This is a genomic window from Pseudoxanthomonas japonensis (assembly GCF_010093445.1).
Classification (GTDB): domain Bacteria; phylum Pseudomonadota; class Gammaproteobacteria; order Xanthomonadales; family Xanthomonadaceae; genus Pseudoxanthomonas_A; species Pseudoxanthomonas_A japonensis.
Genome location: NZ_PDWW01000001.1, coordinates 132,903 through 151,196, shown reverse-complemented (window position 1 = coordinate 151,196; position 18,294 = coordinate 132,903). Strand labels below are relative to the sequence as shown.

At 67.9% G+C, this 18,294-nt stretch carries 20 protein-coding genes and 1 pseudogene; 13 read left to right on the top strand and 8 right to left on the bottom strand.

All coding sequences use genetic code 11. The annotated features are described in order from the left end of the window. Positions 1-10 precede the first annotated feature (10 nt). From ctaD to CSC78_RS00645, 4 genes are read left to right on the top strand one after another with little or no spacing between them, the layout of a single operon-like run. The gene (gene ctaD / locus CSC78_RS00655) at positions 11-1,642 is read left to right on the top strand and encodes a cytochrome c oxidase subunit I (RefSeq protein ID WP_162335978.1); all 1,632 of its coding nucleotides are present in this window, start codon (positions 11-13) and stop codon (positions 1,640-1,642) included. Between the two features lie 19 nt (positions 1,643-1,661). After that, positions 1,662-1,796 (top strand): hypothetical protein, encoded by a 135-nt coding sequence (locus tag CSC78_RS19135; protein WP_255430509.1) that lies wholly within the window; start codon positions 1,662-1,664, stop codon positions 1,794-1,796. Next, on the top strand, positions 1,793-2,371 hold the full coding sequence (locus CSC78_RS00650; protein WP_162335977.1) for a cytochrome c oxidase assembly protein: 579 nt from the start codon (positions 1,793-1,795) through the stop codon (positions 2,369-2,371). The genes CSC78_RS19135 and CSC78_RS00650 overlap by 4 nt, the downstream gene beginning before the upstream one ends. Positions 2,372-2,399: 28 nt before the next feature. Continuing rightward, positions 2,400-3,278, top strand: a complete 879-nt coding sequence (locus CSC78_RS00645) for a cytochrome c oxidase subunit 3 (protein WP_162335976.1) — start codon at positions 2,400-2,402, stop codon at positions 3,276-3,278. 120 nt (positions 3,279-3,398) lie between these two features. Here CSC78_RS00645 and CSC78_RS00640 read toward each other — a convergent pair whose 3' ends face one another. Continuing rightward, positions 3,399-3,620: a twin transmembrane helix small protein gene (locus tag CSC78_RS00640; RefSeq protein WP_162335975.1), complete on the bottom strand. Its 222-nt coding sequence runs from the start codon at positions 3,618-3,620 to the stop codon at positions 3,399-3,401. A gap of 89 nt (positions 3,621-3,709) precedes the next feature. On the opposite strand from CSC78_RS00640, the gene CSC78_RS00635 reads away from it, so the two are divergent. From CSC78_RS00635 to cyoE, 4 genes are all read left to right on the top strand, one after another. Next, on the top strand, positions 3,710-4,441 hold the full coding sequence (locus CSC78_RS00635) for an SURF1 family protein (protein ID WP_162335974.1): 732 nt from the start codon (positions 3,710-3,712) through the stop codon (positions 4,439-4,441). A 227-nt stretch (positions 4,442-4,668) separates the two neighbouring features. Then, positions 4,669-5,241, top strand: coding sequence for a hypothetical protein (locus CSC78_RS00630; RefSeq protein WP_162335973.1), 573 nt, complete (start codon positions 4,669-4,671; stop codon positions 5,239-5,241). A 22-nt stretch (positions 5,242-5,263) separates the two neighbouring features. After that, positions 5,264-6,409 (top strand): COX15/CtaA family protein, encoded by a 1,146-nt coding sequence (locus tag CSC78_RS00625; protein WP_162335972.1) that lies wholly within the window; start codon positions 5,264-5,266, stop codon positions 6,407-6,409. Beyond that, positions 6,409-7,347: a heme o synthase gene (gene cyoE, locus CSC78_RS00620; protein WP_162335971.1), complete on the top strand. Its 939-nt coding sequence runs from the start codon at positions 6,409-6,411 to the stop codon at positions 7,345-7,347. The genes CSC78_RS00625 and cyoE overlap by 1 nt, the downstream gene beginning before the upstream one ends. Positions 7,348-7,449: 102 nt before the next feature. Here cyoE and CSC78_RS00615 read toward each other — a convergent pair whose 3' ends face one another. Next, positions 7,450-7,932 carry a fused DSP-PTPase phosphatase/NAD kinase-like protein gene (locus CSC78_RS00615; RefSeq protein WP_162335970.1) on the bottom strand — a complete coding sequence of 161 codons (483 nt, stop codon included), beginning with the start codon at positions 7,930-7,932 and terminating at the stop codon, positions 7,450-7,452. Between the two features lie 10 nt (positions 7,933-7,942). Continuing rightward, a complete protein-coding gene (gene dnaG, locus CSC78_RS00610) occupies positions 7,943-9,682 on the bottom strand; it encodes a DNA primase (protein WP_162335969.1) in 1,740 nt (579 codons plus the stop codon). Between the two features lie 54 nt (positions 9,683-9,736). Here dnaG and dld point away from each other — a divergent pair. After that, positions 9,737-11,440, top strand: a pseudogene (gene dld / locus CSC78_RS00605) (D-lactate dehydrogenase); the annotation flags it as partial. On the opposite strand, the gene CSC78_RS00600 reads toward dld, so the two are convergent. The 4 genes from CSC78_RS00600 to rpsU all read right to left on the bottom strand — a co-directional run bounded on the left by CSC78_RS00600 (position 11,388) and on the right by rpsU (position 13,807). Next, entirely contained in the window at positions 11,388-12,341 is a 954-nt protein-coding gene (locus tag CSC78_RS00600) for a YihY/virulence factor BrkB family protein (protein ID WP_162335968.1), read from the bottom strand. The pseudogene dld and the gene CSC78_RS00600 sit on opposite strands and share 53 nt — an antisense overlap. Positions 12,342-12,399: 58 nt before the next feature. Then, a complete protein-coding gene (locus tag CSC78_RS00595; RefSeq protein ID WP_162335967.1) occupies positions 12,400-12,894 on the bottom strand; it encodes a GNAT family N-acetyltransferase in 495 nt (164 codons plus the stop codon). A 142-nt stretch (positions 12,895-13,036) separates the two neighbouring features. Beyond that, the gene (locus CSC78_RS00590; protein ID WP_162335966.1) at positions 13,037-13,483 is read right to left on the bottom strand and encodes a GatB/YqeY domain-containing protein; all 447 of its coding nucleotides are present in this window, start codon (positions 13,481-13,483) and stop codon (positions 13,037-13,039) included. 108 nt (positions 13,484-13,591) lie between these two features. Then, positions 13,592-13,807: a 30S ribosomal protein S21 gene (gene rpsU, locus CSC78_RS00585; RefSeq protein WP_002808376.1), complete on the bottom strand. Its 216-nt coding sequence runs from the start codon at positions 13,805-13,807 to the stop codon at positions 13,592-13,594. A gap of 135 nt (positions 13,808-13,942) precedes the next feature. Between rpsU and tsaD the strand changes: the two genes are divergently transcribed. From tsaD to folK, 4 genes are all read left to right on the top strand, one after another. Next, positions 13,943-14,986 (top strand): tRNA (adenosine(37)-N6)-threonylcarbamoyltransferase complex transferase subunit TsaD, encoded by a 1,044-nt coding sequence (gene tsaD, locus CSC78_RS00580; RefSeq protein ID WP_162335965.1) that lies wholly within the window; start codon positions 13,943-13,945, stop codon positions 14,984-14,986. A 124-nt stretch (positions 14,987-15,110) separates the two neighbouring features. Then, complete coding sequence (locus CSC78_RS00575) at positions 15,111-16,376, top strand: mechanosensitive ion channel family protein (protein WP_238391118.1); 1,266 nt, start codon at positions 15,111-15,113, stop codon at positions 16,374-16,376. 52 nt (positions 16,377-16,428) lie between these two features. Further along, the gene (gene folB, locus CSC78_RS00570) at positions 16,429-16,788 is read left to right on the top strand and encodes a dihydroneopterin aldolase (protein ID WP_162335963.1); all 360 of its coding nucleotides are present in this window, start codon (positions 16,429-16,431) and stop codon (positions 16,786-16,788) included. A gap of 2 nt (positions 16,789-16,790) precedes the next feature. Then, a complete protein-coding gene (folK, locus tag CSC78_RS00565) occupies positions 16,791-17,276 on the top strand; it encodes a 2-amino-4-hydroxy-6-hydroxymethyldihydropteridine diphosphokinase (RefSeq protein ID WP_162335962.1) in 486 nt (161 codons plus the stop codon). 98 nt (positions 17,277-17,374) lie between these two features. Here the strand turns inward: folK and CSC78_RS00560 are convergent, their stop codons facing one another. After that, complete coding sequence (locus tag CSC78_RS00560) at positions 17,375-18,112, bottom strand: pteridine reductase (RefSeq protein WP_162335961.1); 738 nt, start codon at positions 18,110-18,112, stop codon at positions 17,375-17,377. Positions 18,113-18,294: the final 182 nt, after the last annotated feature.

The window sequence follows — 18,294 nt, the reverse complement described above, 5'->3', positions numbered from 1 at the left end:
GAGTAAGCACATGGCCAACTCCAACGTCGCCCACGATTCCCATCACGACGGGCACGACGATCATCACGGTCACCAGCAGGGCTTCATCGACCGGTGGTTCTTCTCCACGAACCACAAGGACATCGGTACCCTCTACCTGATCTTCAGCTTCATCATGTTCATCATCGGCGCGGGCATGTCGGTGATCATCCGTGCCGAACTGATGGTGCCGGGCCTGCAGTTCGTCAGCCCCGAATTCTTCAACCAGATGACCACCGTGCACGCGCTGGTCATGATCTTCGGCGGCGTGATGCCGGCCTTCGTCGGCCTGGCCAACTGGATGATCCCGCTGCAGGTCGGCGCGCCGGACATGGCGCTGCCGCGCATGAACAACTGGTCCTTCTGGATCATGCCGTTCGCCTTCACCCTGCTGCTGATGTCGCTGTTCCTGCCGGGCGGCGCGCCCGCCGGCGGCTGGACGCTGTACCCGCCGCTGTCGCTGCAGGGCGGCTACAACGTCGCGTTCACCATCTTCGCGATCCACATGATGGGCGTCAGCTCGATCATGGGCGCCATAAACATCATCGCCACCGTGCTGAACATGCGCGCGCCGGGCATCGACCTGCTGAAGATGCCGATCTTCTGCTGGACCTGGCTGATCACCGCGTTCCTGCTGATCGCGGTCATGCCGGTGCTGGCGGGCGCAGTGACCATGCTGCTGACCGACAAGTTCTTCGGCACCAGCTTCTTCAATGCGGCCGGCGGCGGCGACCCGGTGATGTACCAGCACATCTTCTGGTTCTTCGGTCACCCCGAGGTCTACATCATGATCCTGCCGGCGTTCGGCGTGGTGTCGGAAATCATCCCGACCTTCAGCCGCAAGCCGCTGTTCGGCTACCAGGCCATGGTGTACGCGACCGCGTCGATCGCGTTCCTGTCGTTCATCGTGTGGGCGCACCACATGTTCACGGTGGGCATGCCGCTGGGCGGCGAGATCTACTTCATGTTCGCCACCATGCTGATCGCCATCCCCACCGGCGTGAAGGTGTTCAACTGGGTCAGCACGATGTGGCGCGGCTCGCTGTCCTTCGAGACGCCGATGCTGTGGGCCGTGGGCTTCGTCATCCTGTTCACCATCGGCGGTTTCTCCGGCCTGATGCTGGCCATCGTGCCGGCGGATTTCCAGTACCACGACACCTACTTCGTGGTGGCGCACTTCCACTACGTGCTGGTGACCGGCGCGCTGTTCTCGATCATCGCGGCGACCTACTACTGGTGGCCGAAGTGGACCGGCCGCATGTACAACGAGTTCTGGGGCAAGTTCCATTTCTGGTGGACGATCGTGTTCGTCAACCTGCTGTTCTTCCCGCAGCACTTCCTGGGCCTGGCCGGCATGCCGCGCCGCATCCCGGACTACAACCCGGTGTTCGCGGACTGGAACCTCATCAGCTCGATCGGCGCGTTCGGCATGTTCGTCACGCCGTTCATGATGGCCGCGATCCTGTGGGCCTCGCTGCGCAACGGCGCCAAGGCCGAAGCCCGCGCCTGGGAAAACGCCAAGGGTCTGGAGTGGACCGTGCCGTCGCCGGCGCCGCACCACACCTTCACCACGCCGCCAGTCATCAAGGACGGCGACCTGGCGCACGGCGACGTGACGCACTGACACGCCTGAGCCCGGCCGCATGAACGTCCCCGCCTTCACTCCCGAAGAGCTCGCACGCCGCCGCAAGGCGGTGCTGCGGACCGCGTGGGTGATCGGCGGCATCGCCTTCGCGATCTTCGCGGCCTTCATCGGTCGCGCGGTGCTGAGCGCATGACGGCCGGCAAGTCCAACTCGGCGGGCCTGTTCAAGCTGGTCGGCGTGGCGATGGCGGTGTTCGTGCTGACGTTCTCGCTGGTGCCGCTGTACCGCATCGCCTGCGAGAAGGTGTTCGGCATCCGCCTGGAGCAGGGACCGGGACAGGTCGCGGCGGCAGCGGCGGCCAAGGCCAAACGCACCGTCACCGTGCAGTTCGACGGTGGCGTGAACTCCAAGCTGCCGTGGGCGTTCAACCCGGAGCAGCTGACCATGCAGGTCGTGCCCGGGGAGCTGTACGAAGCCAAGTATTTCGCGCGCAACGACAGCGACAAGGCGGTCGTGGGCAGCGCAGTGCCGTCGGTCGCGCCGGCGCGCGCGTCCGGCTATTTCACCAAGACCGAGTGCTTCTGCTTCACCGCCCAGACCCTGCAGCCCGGCGAAAGCCGCGACATGCCGGTCCGCTTCATCGTGGACCAGGACCTGCCGGCGGAAGTGAAGACCATCACCCTGTCGTATACCTTCTTCAAGAACGACGCCCTGACCGCGCAGATCGGCACGGGCACGGCGTCGCCAAAGCCGCTCGCGGCACCCTGACTTCGCCTTAGCAACCGGAAGCATCGCCATGGCAAACGCCTCGTCGCCAGACGCCAACATCTACTTCGTGCCGCACAGCTCCAAGTGGCCGTTCGTGGGCTCCATCGCCATGTTCATCACGATGTTCGGCGTGGCCAGCTGGCTCAACGACCTGTCGTGGGGCATGTGGACGTTCTACGCCGGCGTCGTGGGCCTGTGCGCCACGCTGTTCATGTGGTTCGGCGACGTGATCCGCGAGTCGGTGAGCGGCAGCTACAACCGCCAGGTGGACGTGTCCTTCCGCATGGGCATGGTGTGGTTCATCTTCTCGGAAGTGATGTTCTTCGCCGCGTTCTTCGGTGCGCTGTTCTATGCGCGCACGCTGTCGCTGCCGTGGCTCGGCGGCGAAGGCGACGGCGTGATGACCAACAGCCTGCTGTGGGAAGGGTTCTCGGCCGCATGGCCGAGCGCCGGTCCGGGCCAGGTCGGTGGCCACTTCCAGACCATCCCGGCGTGGGGCCTGCCGCTGCTCAACACGCTGATCCTGCTGACCTCGGGCGTCACCATCACCATCGCGCACCACGCGCTGAAGGCCGGCCACCGCAGCCAGCTGCTGATCTGGCTGGGCGCCACGGTGCTGCTGGGCTGCGTGTTCCTGTTCTTCCAGGCCGAGGAATACATCCACGCCTACAAGGAGCTGAACCTGACGCTGGGCTCGGGCATCTACGGTTCCACGTTCTTCATGCTGACCGGCTTCCACGGCCTGCACGTGACGCTGGGCACGATCATGCTGGCGATCATCTGGTTCCGCTGCGCCAAGGGCCATTTCACCAAGGACGACCACTTCGGTTTCGAAGCCGTCGCCTGGTACTGGCACTTCGTCGACGTGGTGTGGCTGGGCCTGTTCCTGTTCGTCTACGTGTTGTGATTCGTGATTCGTGATGGGTGATTCGCTGACGGCGAAAGCACCACACATAGCGAGAGCGACGGAGATCCCGTCGCTCTTTGCTTTTACGAATCACGCATCACCAGTTGCGAATCACGGCTCTCAGCCGGGATTGATGCCGTGCGGCTGGATCCAGCCCATCTTGATGGCCAGCACGACCAGCAGGATCAGGCCGACGGACAGCGCGATGCGTCGGGTCAGTGCGTTCACCGTGCGCTTGCTCTCGCCCTTGTCCACCAGCATGTAGTACAGGCCCGCGCCCAGGTTCCAGACGATGAGGATGAGGAAGGCGATGATCAGCAGGGTTTTCAGCGAATCGTTCATGGCGTCCTCGTCGGGACCTCGGCAGTGAGGCGCGCATTATCGCGCCATCGGCGTGAGCCGATGGTGGGTGCGACATTCGGACGCAGCCGATGAGCCGTCGCATGCCGCTGCCGATGGGATGGACGCTGGCCGTGCTGGCCATGTCGCTGTTCGGCAGCCTTGGCGCCTGGCAGTGGGGCCGGGCCGAACAGAAGGAGGCGATGCAGGCGGAAACCACGCGCGTGCTGGCCGAGCGCCAGGTGCAGCCCCTGGGGCTGGCCGCGGACAGGGCGCGATCGCAGGCGTACGACTGGGTAGCGGGCGAGGGCGAGTTCCTGCCTGCGCCGGCGATCCTGCTCGACAACCAGACGCGTGATCGCCAGCCTGGCGTACGCGCCTATCGTGTCTTCCAGCCCAATGCCGGAGCACCGCTGCTCGTCGAGCTGGGCTGGCTGCCGGTGCCGGGCGATCGCACGATGCCGGCCGTGGCGCCGCTGGCGGGGCAGCATCGTGTGGCGGGCCTGCTGGTACCGCCGCCCTCGGAGGGCATCGCCCAGGCGCCGCCCAGCGCGCAGCCAGATGGCAGCCTGTTGGTGATCGCGCTGCAGCCGCAGGAGATCGCCCAGGCGCTGGGCCTGTCCTCGTTGGCGCCGCGCGTGCTGAAGCTGGATCCCGACCTGACGCTGGGCTACGCCCGCGACCTCGACATCCTGCCCAACACGCTGCCGCCGGAGCGGCACATCGGCTATGCCGTGCAGTGGTTCGGGCTGGCGGGCGCGGTGTTCGTTACCGCGCTGGTGCTGACCTGGCGCAGCCGGAGGGGGGCGCGACAGGGTCGCTGAGCGAGCACGGGACAGGCGCGCTGAATCCCCGTAACCCCGTTCGTGGTGAGCTTGTCGAACCACGCTTTTCGAGGGCAGGGCAAGGTGATCGTGACATGTCGATCCAGCGCAAAGCGCGTGGTTCGACAAGCTCACCACGAACGGAATGGAGGCGCGGTGGCCGTTCGTCCGCGGCATCCGGTTCTCGGACAGGGGCAATGATCGCCCGGGCGTGAGAAAATGCGCCCATGGACCCAAAACCATTCGATCCCGCGCAGCGGCGTCGCGGGCGGTGGATGCTCGTCGGCCTGTTCGCCCTGTTCTTCGGCACCGTGTTCGGCGCCGGCCTGCTGCGCTTCTCCGGCTGGCAGCCGGCGGCCCACAAGAACCACGGCCAGATGCTGCAGCCCCCGGCGGACGCGCGCGACCTGACGCTGTCGCTGTCCGATGGCGGCCGCTATGACTGGAAACCGGCGGAGCGTCGCTGGCGCATCGTCGCCGCACCGGCACCGGGCTGCACGCAGGCGTGCACGAAGCTGGCGACCGACCTGGATACCGTGTGGCAGCTGTTCGGCCACAACGCCGACGAGGTCGACATCCTGTGGCTTGGCGACTATCCCGCGGATGCGCCACGCCACTCCGCGCTGCGCCTGGTGCGCGCCGACGATCCGCTGCGCACGCGCCTGCCGCAGGTGGACGATGCGGCCGGTACGCCGGTCTATGTGATCGATCCCCACGGCTTCATCATCCTGCGCTATGCCCCGGGCTTCGATCCGGGCCACCTGCGCACCGATGTTGCCAAGCTCATCAAGCTCATCTGAGCCACCGCCAGAATCACCGATGATGAATGCCGTCGCACGTCCCGTTATCTACCGTCATTTCCATCGCATCGCCTGGCTGGCGGTCGCGCTGACGCTGTGCGTCGTCGTGTTCGGCGCCTTCGTGCGCCTGTCCGATGCCGGCCTCAGCTGCCCCGACTGGCCGACCTGCTACGGGCGCGCGGCATGGCCGAAGGCCGTGGACGAAGCCGCCTCGCACGTCGCCAGCGAGATCCGTCCGTTCGAAACCCACAAGGCCTGGCGCGAGCAGGTGCACCGCCACCTCGCCGCCTCGCTGGGCGTGCTGGTGCTGGTGCTGGCCTTGCTGGCGGCGCGCCGCCGGCGCTGGGGCATCGCGCAGATCCTGGTCGCCGCCGGTCTCGTGGGCGCGGCGATTCCGCTGTACATGCACGGCGCACACGTGCAAGCGTCGGTGCTCGCGATCCTGGGCGAAGCGGTCCTGCTGTTCGCCGCGTTGCGCTGGTCGAACATCGACCTGGCGCGCGCGGGCGCGCTGACGCTGGCGGTGATCATCTTCCAGGCCCTGCTCGGCATGTGGACGGTGACCTGGCTGCTGAAGCCGATCGTGGTGATGGGCCATCTGCTGGGCGGCCTGACCACGTTCTCGCTGCTGGTGTGGATGGCGTGGCGCGCCACCGACCGGCCGATCACGCTGGCCGATGCGACCGTGCTGCGGCGCTGGCTGATCGGCGGGCTGGTGCTGCTCGGCATCCAGATCGCGCTGGGCGGCTGGGTCAGTGCGAACTACGCGGCGCTGGCCTGCGGCATGGATTTCCCGAAGTGCGTGGGCCAGTGGGCGCCGCCTGCGGATTTCAGCGAGGCGTTCGTGCTGTGGCGTGGCATCGGCGTGGACTACGAAGGCGGCGTGCTCGACGGTGCCGCGCGCATCGCGATCCAGCTGAGCCATCGCATCATGGCGGTGATCGTCGCGCTGTATGTGCTGGCGCTGGCGCTGCGCCTGTTCCGCACGCCCGGCATGCGCAGCTGGTCGCTGACGCTGGTCGTGCTGATCGCTGCGCAGGTCACGCTGGGCATCCTCAACGTGAAGCTCAACCTGCCGCTGCCGGTCGCCGTCGCGCACAACGCCGGCGCGGTGCTGCTGCTGTTCACGATGGTCTCGCTGACCGCCCGCCTGCGCAGGCCCGACTGATGGCCTCGACGTTCCGCCAGTACTGGGACCTGACCAAGCCGCGCGTGGTGGCGTTGATCGTGTTCACCGCGATCGTCGGCATGTTCCTCGCCATCGACGGCCTGCCGGACGGCGCCGAGCTGCTGCGCGGTGCGCTCGGCTTTCTCGGCATCTGGCTGGCGGCGTCCAGCGCCGCCGCGATCAACCAGCTGCTCGATGCGCGCATCGACGCCAAGATGGCGCGCACCTCGTGGCGTCCGCTGGTGCAGGGGCAGGTGAAGCCCTGGCAGGCGCTGGCGTTCGCGCTGGTGCTGGCGGCGCTGTCGATGACGGTGCTGGTGGTCTGGGTCAACACGATCACCGCGATCCTGACGTTCGCCTCGCTGATCGGCTATGCGGTGATCTACACCGTGTTCCTGAAGCGGGCCACGCCGCAGAACATCGTCATCGGCGGCATCGCCGGCGCGGCGCCGCCGCTGCTGGGCTGGGCCACGATGACCGGCATGCAGGGCGAGTGGGACTGGCCGCATGCGTTGCTGCTGGTGCTCATCATCTTCGTGTGGACGCCGCCGCATTTCTGGGCGCTGGCGATCTTCCGTCGCGAGGACTACGCACGCGCGCTGGTGCCGATGCTGCCGGTGACGCACGGTGTGACCTACACACGCTGGCAGATCCTGTTCTACACGGTGCTGCTGGTCGAAGTGACGGTGCTGCCGGTCGTGTTCGGCATGAGCGGCTTCTTCTACCTGGGTGGCGCGCTGGTGCTCGGCGCGGTGTTCCTCTGGTATGCGTGGCGGCTGCTGGATCCGCCGGACGAGTTTTTCCCGATGCGCGTATTCAACTACTCCATCGTCTACCTGATGGCGCTGTTCGCCTTCCTGCTGGTCGATCACTGGGTGATGCCGCTGCTGCGGCCCGCGGCGGCGTCGGCCGGCATCGAGTTCGTGCCGGCGGGTTAGTGATTGCTGGTCGTGGGAGCGACGTCAGTCGCGAAATGAGCGCCATGAATGCGTCATCGCGACTGACGTCGCTCCCACAACGGGCATCGTGGCGGTGACACGTCAGGGCTTGCCCAACTGCTCCGCTACCACCGGCTCCAGCGATTTCAAGCCCGCTTTGCGGCCCAGCTCCAGCGCTTCCTCGCGCGGGACGCCCCGCGCCGCCGCGTCCATCGCCAGCAGCGCGCCAACGCGATTGCCGGACGCACAGTGCAGCAGCACGTCGCCGTCCTGCGCTTTCAGAAGATCGCCCAGCGCCTTCGCATTCGCCGGGGTGACGTCGTCCTTGCCGGCGATCGGCAGGGCGATGTAGTGCAGGCCCAGGCGCTGCGCTTCGGCGGCCTCGTCATAGCCGCGGTCTTCCTGCGGCCCGCGCAGGTCGATCACGGTGCGCACGCCTTCGGACTTCAGGCGCGCAAGATCGTCCTGCGACGGCTGGCCACCGGTGTGCAGGCCGGGCTGGGGTTGGGCGAAGTCGGTGGCATGCGCAGCGAACGATGCGCAGCCCACCAGCAAGGTCGATAGCAGAAAGGCGAAACGGGTCATCACGGACTCCTCAGTGGCGGCCGATGCGGGCCTGCAGCAGGGTGCGCAGTTCGTACTTGTCGGTTTCGTCCAGGCCCATGCTGCGCTGCTTGGCCTGCAGTTCGTCCAGCCGCTGCTGCAGCATCTGCTTTTCCAGCTGCACGGCGGCGTCGAGCATTTCCTGGCGCCAGCTGTCCTCGTCGCCGGGCAGGTCCTGCATCGCCAGCTTCTGCAGCGCCGCGGCCTCGTCGCGCTCGGCGAAGTGTTCCAGCAGCACACCGGTGGTGATGTCGGGCCGCGCATGCACCAGGTCGATCAGTTCCAGCAGCAGTTCCATGCCGGCCAGCCGCAGCGCGGAGAAGCCGTGCGTCGACTCGATCGCCAGCGCCAGCGACGGCTTGTGCAGCAGGCGCACGATGATGCTGCGGACCAGGCTCGGTTTGTTGTGGCCGGACTGCGAAGGCGCCGCGCGTCGTGCAGATACCGGTGGCGTGGCGGACGTCGTGTTCGTGTTGCCGGCGCCGACGCCGGTGATCTCGGTCAGGCGCTGGCGCATCAGGTCGCCGAATGCGCCGTCGGGAATCTGCGCGAGCAGCGGGCGCGCACGCTCGGCCAGGCGCGCCTTGCCGTCGAGCGTGGACAGCTTGATGTCCTTGGCGAGTTCGTCGAAGAAGAACTGCGACAGCGGCATCGCCTGCTGCAGGCGCGCGTCGAATCCGGCCGCGCCTTCCTGCCGCACGATGGTGTCGGGATCCTCGCCGTCGGGCAGGAACAGGAAGAACGCCTGCCGCCCGTCCTTCATGCGTGGCAGTACCGATTCCAGCGCGCGCCAGGCGGCGCGCTGGCCGGCGGCATCGCCGTCGAAGCAGAAGTACACATCCGGCGCATTGCGGAACAGCAGCTCGGCGTGTTCCGGCGTGGTCGCCGTGCCCAGCGTGGCCACGGCTTCCTTCACGCCGAACTGGAACAGCGAGACCACGTCCATGTAACCCTCGACGACGACCAGTCGCGCGATCTTCTGGTTGGCCTGTTTCACCTGCCACAGGCCGTACAGCTCGCGGCCCTTGTGGAACAGCGCGGTCTCGGGCGAATTGAGGTACTTCGGGCCGTCGTCCTTCTGCAGCACGCGGCCGCCGAACGCGATCACGCGCCCACGCCGGTCGTGGATCGGAAACATCACCCGGTCGCGGAACTTGTCGTAGACATGGCCGCGGTCGTTCTTCGAGAACAGGCCGGCGCGGTCCAGCAACTTCATCCGCCGTTCGTCCGTGCCCAGCGCATCCTTCAGCGCGGAGTAGCCGTCGGGCGCATAGCCGATCATGAACTGCGTGCGGATCGCCGCATCCACGCCGCGGCCATGCAGGTAGACCTTGGCCTTGTCGCTGCCGTCCAGGTTGCGCTGGAAGAAGCGCGCCGCCGCTTCCAGGGCATTGAACAGGTCTTTCGTGTCGTTGTTCTCGTTGCGCTGCTGCGTTTCGCGCGGCACTTCCATGCCGGTGCGGCGCGCCAGTTCCTCCACCGCATCAAGGAACTCGAGGCGGTCGTAGTTCATCAGGAACGACAGCGCCGTGCCGTGCGCGCCGCAGCCGAAGCAGTGGTAGAACTGCTTGGTCGGCGACACCGTGAACGACGGCGAGCGCTCGTCGTGGAACGGACAGCAGGCCGAGTATTCCTTGCCCTGCCGCTTCAGCGGCACGCGCCCGCCCACCACCTCGACGATATCCGTCCGGGCGAGCAGTTCGTCGATGAAGGCGTCGGGGATGCGGGCCATGGGGCGCATAGGATGCCATGCCGGGCCGCGGAGCCGCCGCGCTACCATGCGGCCATGTCCGTTCATGTCCCTTCCGACGACGTCCTGCTGGCGCAGCTGCGCGAGGCCGTGGGCCGCGCGCACGTACTGACGGGCGAGCGCGCGACACGGCGCTACCGCAAGGGCTATCGGTTCGGCGACGGCCCGGTGCTGGCGGTGGCGTGTCCCGGCACGCTGCTGGAACTGTGGCGGGTGCTGCAGGCCACGGTGGCCGCGGGGCGGATCGTGCTGATGCAGGCGGCGAATACCGGGCTGACCGGTGGTTCCACCCCGGATGGCGACGGCTACGACCGCGGCATCGTGCTGGTCAGCACGCGGCGCCTGACCGGCGTGCAACTGCTGGACGGCGGGCGCCAGGTCGTCTGCCTGCCGGGCGCGACGCTGGATGTGCTGGAGAAGCGGCTCGCGCCGCTGGGCCGCGAGCCGCATTCGGTCATCGGCTCCTCGTGCATCGGCGCGTCCGTACTCGGCGGCGTCTGCAACAACTCCGGTGGTGCGCTGGTGCGGCGTGGGCCGGCCTATACCGAGCTGGCGCTGTACGCGCAGGTGGACGAAGAAGGTGTGCTGCGGCTGGTGAACCATCTCGGCATCGCGCTGGGCGATACGCCCGAAGAGATCCTGTCGCGGTTGCAGGCCGGCGATTACGGCGCGGACGCGGTCGTCCACGATCCGGCGCAGGCGGCGTCGGATCCGTACTACGCCGACCACGTGCGCCAGGTCGATGCACCCACGCCCGCGCGCTACAACGCCGATCCCTCGCGCCTGCACGAGGCCTCGGGCTGCGCGGGACGGTTGGCGGTGTTCGCGGTCCGCCTGGATACGTTCGAGAAGGACGACGCGTCGGTTTTCTACATCGGCAGCAACGAGCCGGACGATCTCACCGAGGTACGCCGGCATTTGCTGACCGCCTTCGAGCGGCTGCCGATCGCGGGCGAGTACCTGCATCGCGACGCGTTCGACATCGGCGACCGCTACGGCAAGGACACCTTCCTGCTGATCGACCGCTTCGGCACCGACAAGGTGCCGGCGGCGTTCGCACTGAAGAGCCGCATGGACGGCTGGTGCGAGCGGTTCGGCGTGCCGGGACTGGCGGACCGTGCGCTGCAGGCGCTGACCGCGTTGCTGCCGGATCATCTGCCGCCGCGGCTGCGCGCTTATCGCGACCGTTACGAGCATCATCTGCTGCTGAAGGTGTCGACGCGCGATGCGGAGGCGACGCGCGCGTTCCTGCAGCGCTTCTTCGGTGAGCGCGAGGGTGATTTCTTCGCCTGCAATGCGGACGAAGGTCGCAAGGCCTTCCTGCTGCGTTTCGCCGTGGCCGGCGCGGCCGTGCGTTACCGCGCCGTGCATGCCGCGCAGGTCGAGGACATCGTCGCGCTGGACATCGCCCTTCGCCGCGACGACCGCGCGTGGGTGGAAACCCTGCCGGCCGAGCTGGCCACCACGATGGTGGCGCGGCTCTACTACGGGCACTTCTTCTGCCACGTGTTCCACCAGGACTACATCGTGAGGAAGGGTGCCGATCCGCTGGCGGTGGAGCATCGCCTGTGGGACCTGCTCGACGCCCGTGGTGCCGAATATCCCGCCGAGCACAACGTCGGCCATCTCTATCGCGCCAAGCCGGCGCTGGCCGCGTTCTATCGCGCGCTCGATCCCACCAACACCTTCAATCCGGGGATCGGGCAGACGTCGAAATGCCGTCACTGGGCGGAAGCGGACCGGCAGCCGGAGTATCCTGCGCAGGCGACAGCTGCCGCCGCACGTGCAAACGCTCATCGATCACCGCGGTGATCAGCGCGCCGACGAAGAACACCACGCTGGCGTAGTAGATCCACACCAGCAACAGCACCAGTGCGCCCATCGAACCGTAAGCACTGCCGGGCGCGGCTTCCGCCAGATACAGGCCGATCAGGTAACGGCCGGCGGCGAACAGCAACGCGGTGATGGCGCCGCCCAGGAAGGCCTGCTTCCACGCCACGCGCCGGTCGGGCAGGTAGTGGTAGAAGAAGGCGAATGCCAGCGCGTAGAGCAGCAGCGTGGTGATGTAGCCGAGCGCGGGCAGCAGCGACGGCAGTCGCGCGAACACTACCTGCAGCGCGGTGGTGGCGACCATCGAGACGACCAGCAGGAAGCCGATGGCCAGCACCACGCCGAGCGAGAACACGCGCTTCTTCAGCCAGGCCATCACGCCGCTGAGCCGTTGCGCATCGGTGCGGAAGATCAGGTTGAGCGCACCCTGCAGCTGGGCAAAGACGATGGTGGCGCCGACGAAGAGCAGGGCGGTGCTCCACCATCCGGCCAGGGAGCCGACATCCGGCCGGTCGCTGGCGTTGCGGATCACCGTCTCCGCCACCGTGCCGGCGCTGGGCCCGGCGAGCTGCTGGATCTGGTCGAGCAGCGATTGTTGCGCGGGCGGATACAGCGATGCCGTCAGCCACAGCAACAGGATCAGCAGCGGCGCCAGCGACAGCAGCGCATAGAAGGACAGCGACGCCGCCTGCGTCATCAGGTCGGTTTCGACGAAGCGCCGTATCAGCGCCGCCGGCAGGCTGCGGCTGGCGCGCTCGCCGGCATCGCGTGCCCGTGCGCGCAGGGTGCGGAAGGAGGCTCGACGTTCCATGCGTCGAGCGTGCCAAGGGCGACGTCAGCAGTTCGTTATGGCGACGTGGTCGTGCGCTTCACGCATCGCTGCGCGCGAGCGCCTGCAGCGCCTCGCCGGTGACGCGTTGCACGGTCCATTCGTCCAGGCCCACGGCGCCGAGGCTGCGGTAGAGACGGATGGCGGGTTCGTTCCAGTCCAGCACCGACCACTCGAAGCGGCCGCAGCCGCGCGCCACGGCCAGCTGCGCCAGATGCACCATCAGCCGCCTGCCGATGCCGAGCCCGCGATGGCCCGGCAGCACGAACAGGTCTTCGAGGTACAGCCCCGGCTGGCCGAGGAAGGTCGAGAACGAATGGAAGAACAGCGCGAAGCCGGCGGGTACGCCATCGGCTTCGGCGATGACGACTTCGGCGGCGGGACGCTCACCGAACAGGTGCGTCTCGAGCAGGGCCGGCGTGGCGACGGCCTCGTGGGCGAGCTTTTCGTACTCGGCCAGGCCGCGGATGAAATCGAGGATCTGCGGGATATCCCCCGGCGTCGCGGCTCGCAGGACGATCTCGGGATGGTTCATGCCGCAATTGTACGGTGGTGCGCGTAGAGCGGAGCTTGCTCCGCTGCTCCCGGCCGTGCGTGGCGGGCGGAGCCGAGCAAGCTCGGCTCTACGAGGACGCCGCGATCTGCTGCGTAGCGTGCGCTCCGCACACCAGCGCCATTCAGCCCGCGAGCTTCTTCTTGATCAGCGCGGAGACCTGGCCCATGTCGGCCTGGCCGGCGAGGCGCGGCTTCAGCACGCCCATCAGCTTGCCCATGTCGGCCGGGCCGGTGGCACCGGTCTCGGCGATGGCGGCCTCGATGGCGGCCAGGATCTCGGCCTCGCCCAGCTTGGCCGGCAGGTAGGTGTCGATCACCGCCAGTTCGGCGCGCTCAATGGCGGCCAGATCCTCGCGGTTGGCGGCTTCGAACTGGCTCACCGAATCCTTGCGCTGCTTGACCATCTTTTCCAGCACGGCCAGCACCGCGGCGTCGTCCAGCTCGATGCGCTCGTCGACTTCGCGCTGCTTGATGGCGGCGTTGATCAGGCGGATGACCGCCAGGCGGTCCTTCTCGCCGGCCTTCATGGCGGCCTTCATGTCATCGGTGAGCTGCTGTTTCAGGGACATGGTGTGCTCCGGGGGAACAGGGAAGAGACGGCCCGCGGGCGCGGGACGCCAAAAACACAAAAAGCCGGCGACGCTCGCGCGTGCCGGCTTCGTGCGAAGCGACGCGGCTCAGTACAGGCGCTGGCGCTTGGTGACGTCGCGCGAGCTGCGACGCAGCTGACGCTTCACCGCAGCAGCGGCCTTGCGCTTGCGCTCCTGGGTCGGCTTCTCGTAGAACTCGCGCTTGCGGGTTTCGGCCAGGACGCCGGCCTTTTCGCAGGTGCGCTTGAAGCGACGCAGCGCAAACTCAAACGGCTCGTTTTCGCGGACTTTGACGCTGGGCATACGTAATCTCGGTGGTGTAAACGGTCCGGGCACGCCCGGTGAGCCGCGTATTATAGCGACCGAAGCCGTCGCTGCAACCCACCCCGGGCGTCCAGCCGGCTTGCCCTCCCCTTTCCGAGCCACCAGATCCCCCGCATGAAAGTCCTCGGTATCGAAACCAGCTGCGACGAAACCGGCGTGGCCGTCTATGACACCGGCCTGGCCGGTGCCGCCGGCCTGCGCGCCCATGCGGTCTACAGCCAGATCGCCCTGCATGCCGAGTACGGCGGGGTGGTGCCGGAACTGGCCAGCCGCGACCACGTCCGCAAGCTGCTGCCGCTGATCCGCCAGACCCTGGCCGAGTCCGGCCTGACCACCGCGGACCTGGAGGGCGTGGCCTACACCGCCGGCCCTGGCCTGGTCGGGGCGCTGCTGGTCGGGGCGGGCGTGGCCCGCTCGCTGGCCTGGGCGCTGGATGTCCCCGCCGTGGCCGTCCATCACATGGAAGGCCACCTGCTGGCGCCGCTGATGGAAGACGACCCGCCGGACGCGCCCTTCGTGGCCCTGCTGGTCTCCGGCGGACACACCCAGCTGGTGGCCGTGGACGCCATCGGCCGTTACCGCCTGCTCGGCGAGACGCTGGACGACGCCGCCGGCGAGGCCTTCGACAAGACCGCCAAGATGATGGGCCTGCCGTACCCCGGTGGCCCGCAGCTGGCGGCCCTGGCGGAGAAGGGCACCCCCGGCCGCTTCAGGTTCGCCCGGCCCATGACCGACCGGCCTGGCCTGGATTTCAGTTTCAGTGGCCTGAAGACCCAGGTGCTGCTGGCCTGGCGCGACAGTGACCAGTCGGAGCAGACCCGCGCCGACATCGCGCGTGGCTTCGAGGACGCCGTGGTCGATACGCTGGCGATCAAGTGCGAACGCGCGCTGGACGAAGCCGGCAGCGACGTCATCGTCATCGCCGGCGGCGTGGGCGCCAACAAGCGCCTGCGCGCGAAGCTGCAGGAGATGGCGGCCAAGCGCGGCGGCCGTGCCTGCTTTCCGCGGCCATCGCTGTGCACCGACAACGGCGCGATGATCGCCTTCGCCGGCGCGTTGCGGCTGGAAGCGGGGCAGCATGAGACCGCGGAAGTGAAGGTCACGCCGCGCTGGGACATGGCCACGCTGCCCCAGGTCGCCGTGGTCGGCTCACCGTAACAAGCCGGCGAATTCCGTTCAGGTTCAAGGCGGTGCGGGTAGGGTGTCCGCTCCGCCAACCGACGCGTCCTCCTGCGCAATGCAGGCTGCAGGGCGCGCAAGAACCACCTCAAGGGGTAACGGAATGACCGAACAGCTGGAGGCCCTGCGCGCCCTCCTTGCGCCCTATCCCTGGGCCTACACCCTCGTCGTCGCCAGTGCGCTCGTGCTGGTGGCCTGGCTGGCCAACTGGATCACCAAGCGCGTGTTGCTGCGTGGCCTGCGCCGCCTGTTGACCACGCTTCCGCTGGGCCAGGGCGACCACCAGGTACGGTTGCGGGTGATCCCGCGGCTGGCCAACGTGGTCCCTGCCGTGGTGCTCGCCGCCGGCGTCGCCCTGGTCCCCGACCTGCCGGCGATGCTGGTGGCGGTGGTCCGCAACGTCTGCTTCGCCTTCATCATCCTGACGGTGGCGCTGGCCATCGCCGCCGCGCTCGACCTGGCCAACGAGGTCTACCAGCGGCGGCCCGATGCGGCCGACAAGCCGATCAAGGGCTACCTGCAGCTGCTGAAGATCATCGTGTTCGTCATCGCGGCGGTGCTGATGGTCGCCGCCCTGATCGACCGCTCGCCGGTGATCCTGCTGTCGGGCCTGGGCGCGATGATGGCGGTGCTGATCCTGGTGTTCCAGGACACCCTGCTGTCACTGGTGGCCAGCGTGACCATCAGTTCCAACGACATGGTGCGCGTGGGCGACTGGATCGAGATGCCCAGCCAGAACGCCGACGGCGACGTCATCGACATCGCCCTGCACACGGTCAAGGTGCAGAACTGGGACAAGACCATCACCACCATTCCCACCAAGAAGCTGATCAGCGACTCGTTCAAGAACTGGCGCGGCATGAGCGAGTCCGGCGGGCGCCGGATCAAGCGCGCGCTGCACCTGGACCAGAACAGCGTGCGTTTCCTGGGCGAGGAGGAACAGGCGCGACTGCGCCGGTTCCGGCTGCTGGGCGATTACCTGCAACGCAAGGACGGCGAACTGGACGCATGGAATGCGCGCCTGGCCGAACAGGGCCGCGAGCCGGTCAACCAGCGCCGCATCACCAACCTCGGCACGTTCCGTGCCTACGTGGAGGCCTACCTGCGCGCGCACGGCGACATCCACGACGGCATGACGCTGCTGGTGCGCCAGCTGCCGCCCGGCCCGACCGGTCTGCCGCTGGAGATCTACTGCTTCACGCGCACGGTAGCGTGGGGTCCGTACGAAGGCATCCAGTCGGACCTCTTCGACCACCTGCTGGCGATCCTGCCGGAGTTCGGGCTGCAGGTGTTCCAGCAGCCGGGAGGTGCCGACGTGCGCGGGTTGCAGGGCGTCTCGGCGACGGCCGGCATGGCGGCTGCGGGCTGAGCGCGGACATCGATTGCGCGTACCATTCCCGCTCCCGCATCCCGAGCTATCCATGGACATCGTTTTCATCGAAGACCTGCGCATCGAGACCGTCATCGGCATCTACGACTGGGAGCGCGGGATCCGCCAGACCGTGGCGCTGGACGTGGAAATGGCCTTCGACAACCGCGTGCCGGCGGCGAGCGACGACATCGCGCACACGCTGGACTACAAGGCGGTGTCGAAGCGGCTGATTTCCTTCGTCGAGGAGGCGAACTTCGGGCTGGTGGAGACGCTCGCCGAACGCTGCGCGGAGATCATCCGCGAGGACTTCGGTGTCGCGTGGGTGCGGCTGAAGCTGAGCAAGCCCGGCGCGGTCACCGGTGCGCGCAACGTCGGCGTGCTGATCGAACGCGGCGTACGCCCGGCCTGACCATGGGAAAAGCCTATCTCAGCCTGGGCAGCAACGTGGAGCCCGAGCGGCACCTGCGCGCCGCGGTCGCGGCGTTGCGCGAGCGCTTCGGCGATGTGCTGCTGTCGCCGGTCTATCGCACGCGCTCGGTCGGTTTCGACGGCACCGACTTCCTGAATTCCGCCGCGGTGATCGACAGCGACCTCGATCCGCTCGCGCTGAACGCCTGGCTGCATGCGCTGGAGGACGCGCATGGCCGCGACCGCAGCGGCCCGCGCTTCTCCGACCGGACGCTGGACATCGACATCGTGCTGTACGACGACCGGGTGATGCAGGGGCCGGGAAACCTGCGCCTGCCGCGCGACGAGCTGAAGCATGCCTTCGTGCTGTTGCCGCTGGCCGAGATCGCTCCCGACATGGTCGACCCACGCAGTGGTCGCACGCTGGCGGCGCTGTGGCGCGAACATCCCGACCACGACACGCCGTCGCACGTGGTGCCGCTCCCGTAGCGTGCGCTGCGCGCACGACCGCGTGGTGGCCGCTCTCGGCATGAGGTTGACCAGCGCGCCCGCGAATGGATGTCCCGCGATCGTGCGCATGGCGCACGCTACGGGTGCCGGCCACCATCCACGTGGATCACCTGGCCGGTGACATAGGCCGCCGCATCGCTCAGCAGCCAGGCCACGGTGCCGGCGATGTCGGACGGATCGCCGACGCGTCCCAGCGGAGTCTGCGCCAGCAGATTCGCCTGCATGTCCGTATCGATGCCGCCGTCCGGCCACAGGATGGCGCCGGGCGACACCGCGTTCACCCGCACCGTCGGCGCCAGCGAGACCGCCAGTCCGCGCGAGACCGCCAGCAAGGCCGCCTTCGATGCCGCGTACACCGCCAGGTCCGCGCGCGGCTTCTCGGCGTAGATGTCGGCAATGTTGACGATGGCGCCACGCGCGGCACGCAGATGCGGTGCGGCCGCCTGCGCGAGGAAGAACGGGGCGCGTGCGTTGACGCCGAACAGCTCCTCCCACTGCGCCGGCGTAGTGCTGCCGGCGGGCGTGGGATAGAACGCCGATGCGTTGTTGACCAGCGCATCCAGCAGACCGTAGTGGCCGACGGTCTTCGCCACCAGTTCCGGCAGCCGGTCGAAGACCGCCAAGTCGGCCTGCAGCATCAGCGTGCTGCCCGCGCGCGCCGCTTCCAGTTCGGCCACGAGCGACTGCATGTCGCCGGCCGAACCGCGGTAGTGCAGCGCCACGTCGTAACCCTCGGCATGCAGCCGGCGCGCGATCGCCGCGCCGATGCGGCGGGCGGCGCCGGTGATCAGGACGACACGACGCGGCGTGGACATGGCGGGCTCCGGGACGGGAGCCGGCATTGTCCCCGCTTTGCACCGGAATGGCGCACGCCGACATCAAAAAGGTGAGTCGATGCGCGCGGCGCACGGAGGCTTGACGGCGCGCACGCCGACCGTGCATGTTGCGACGCATCACCCTTCGTCGGATGTGCCGGCGAGGGACAGCGGAAAGGGCG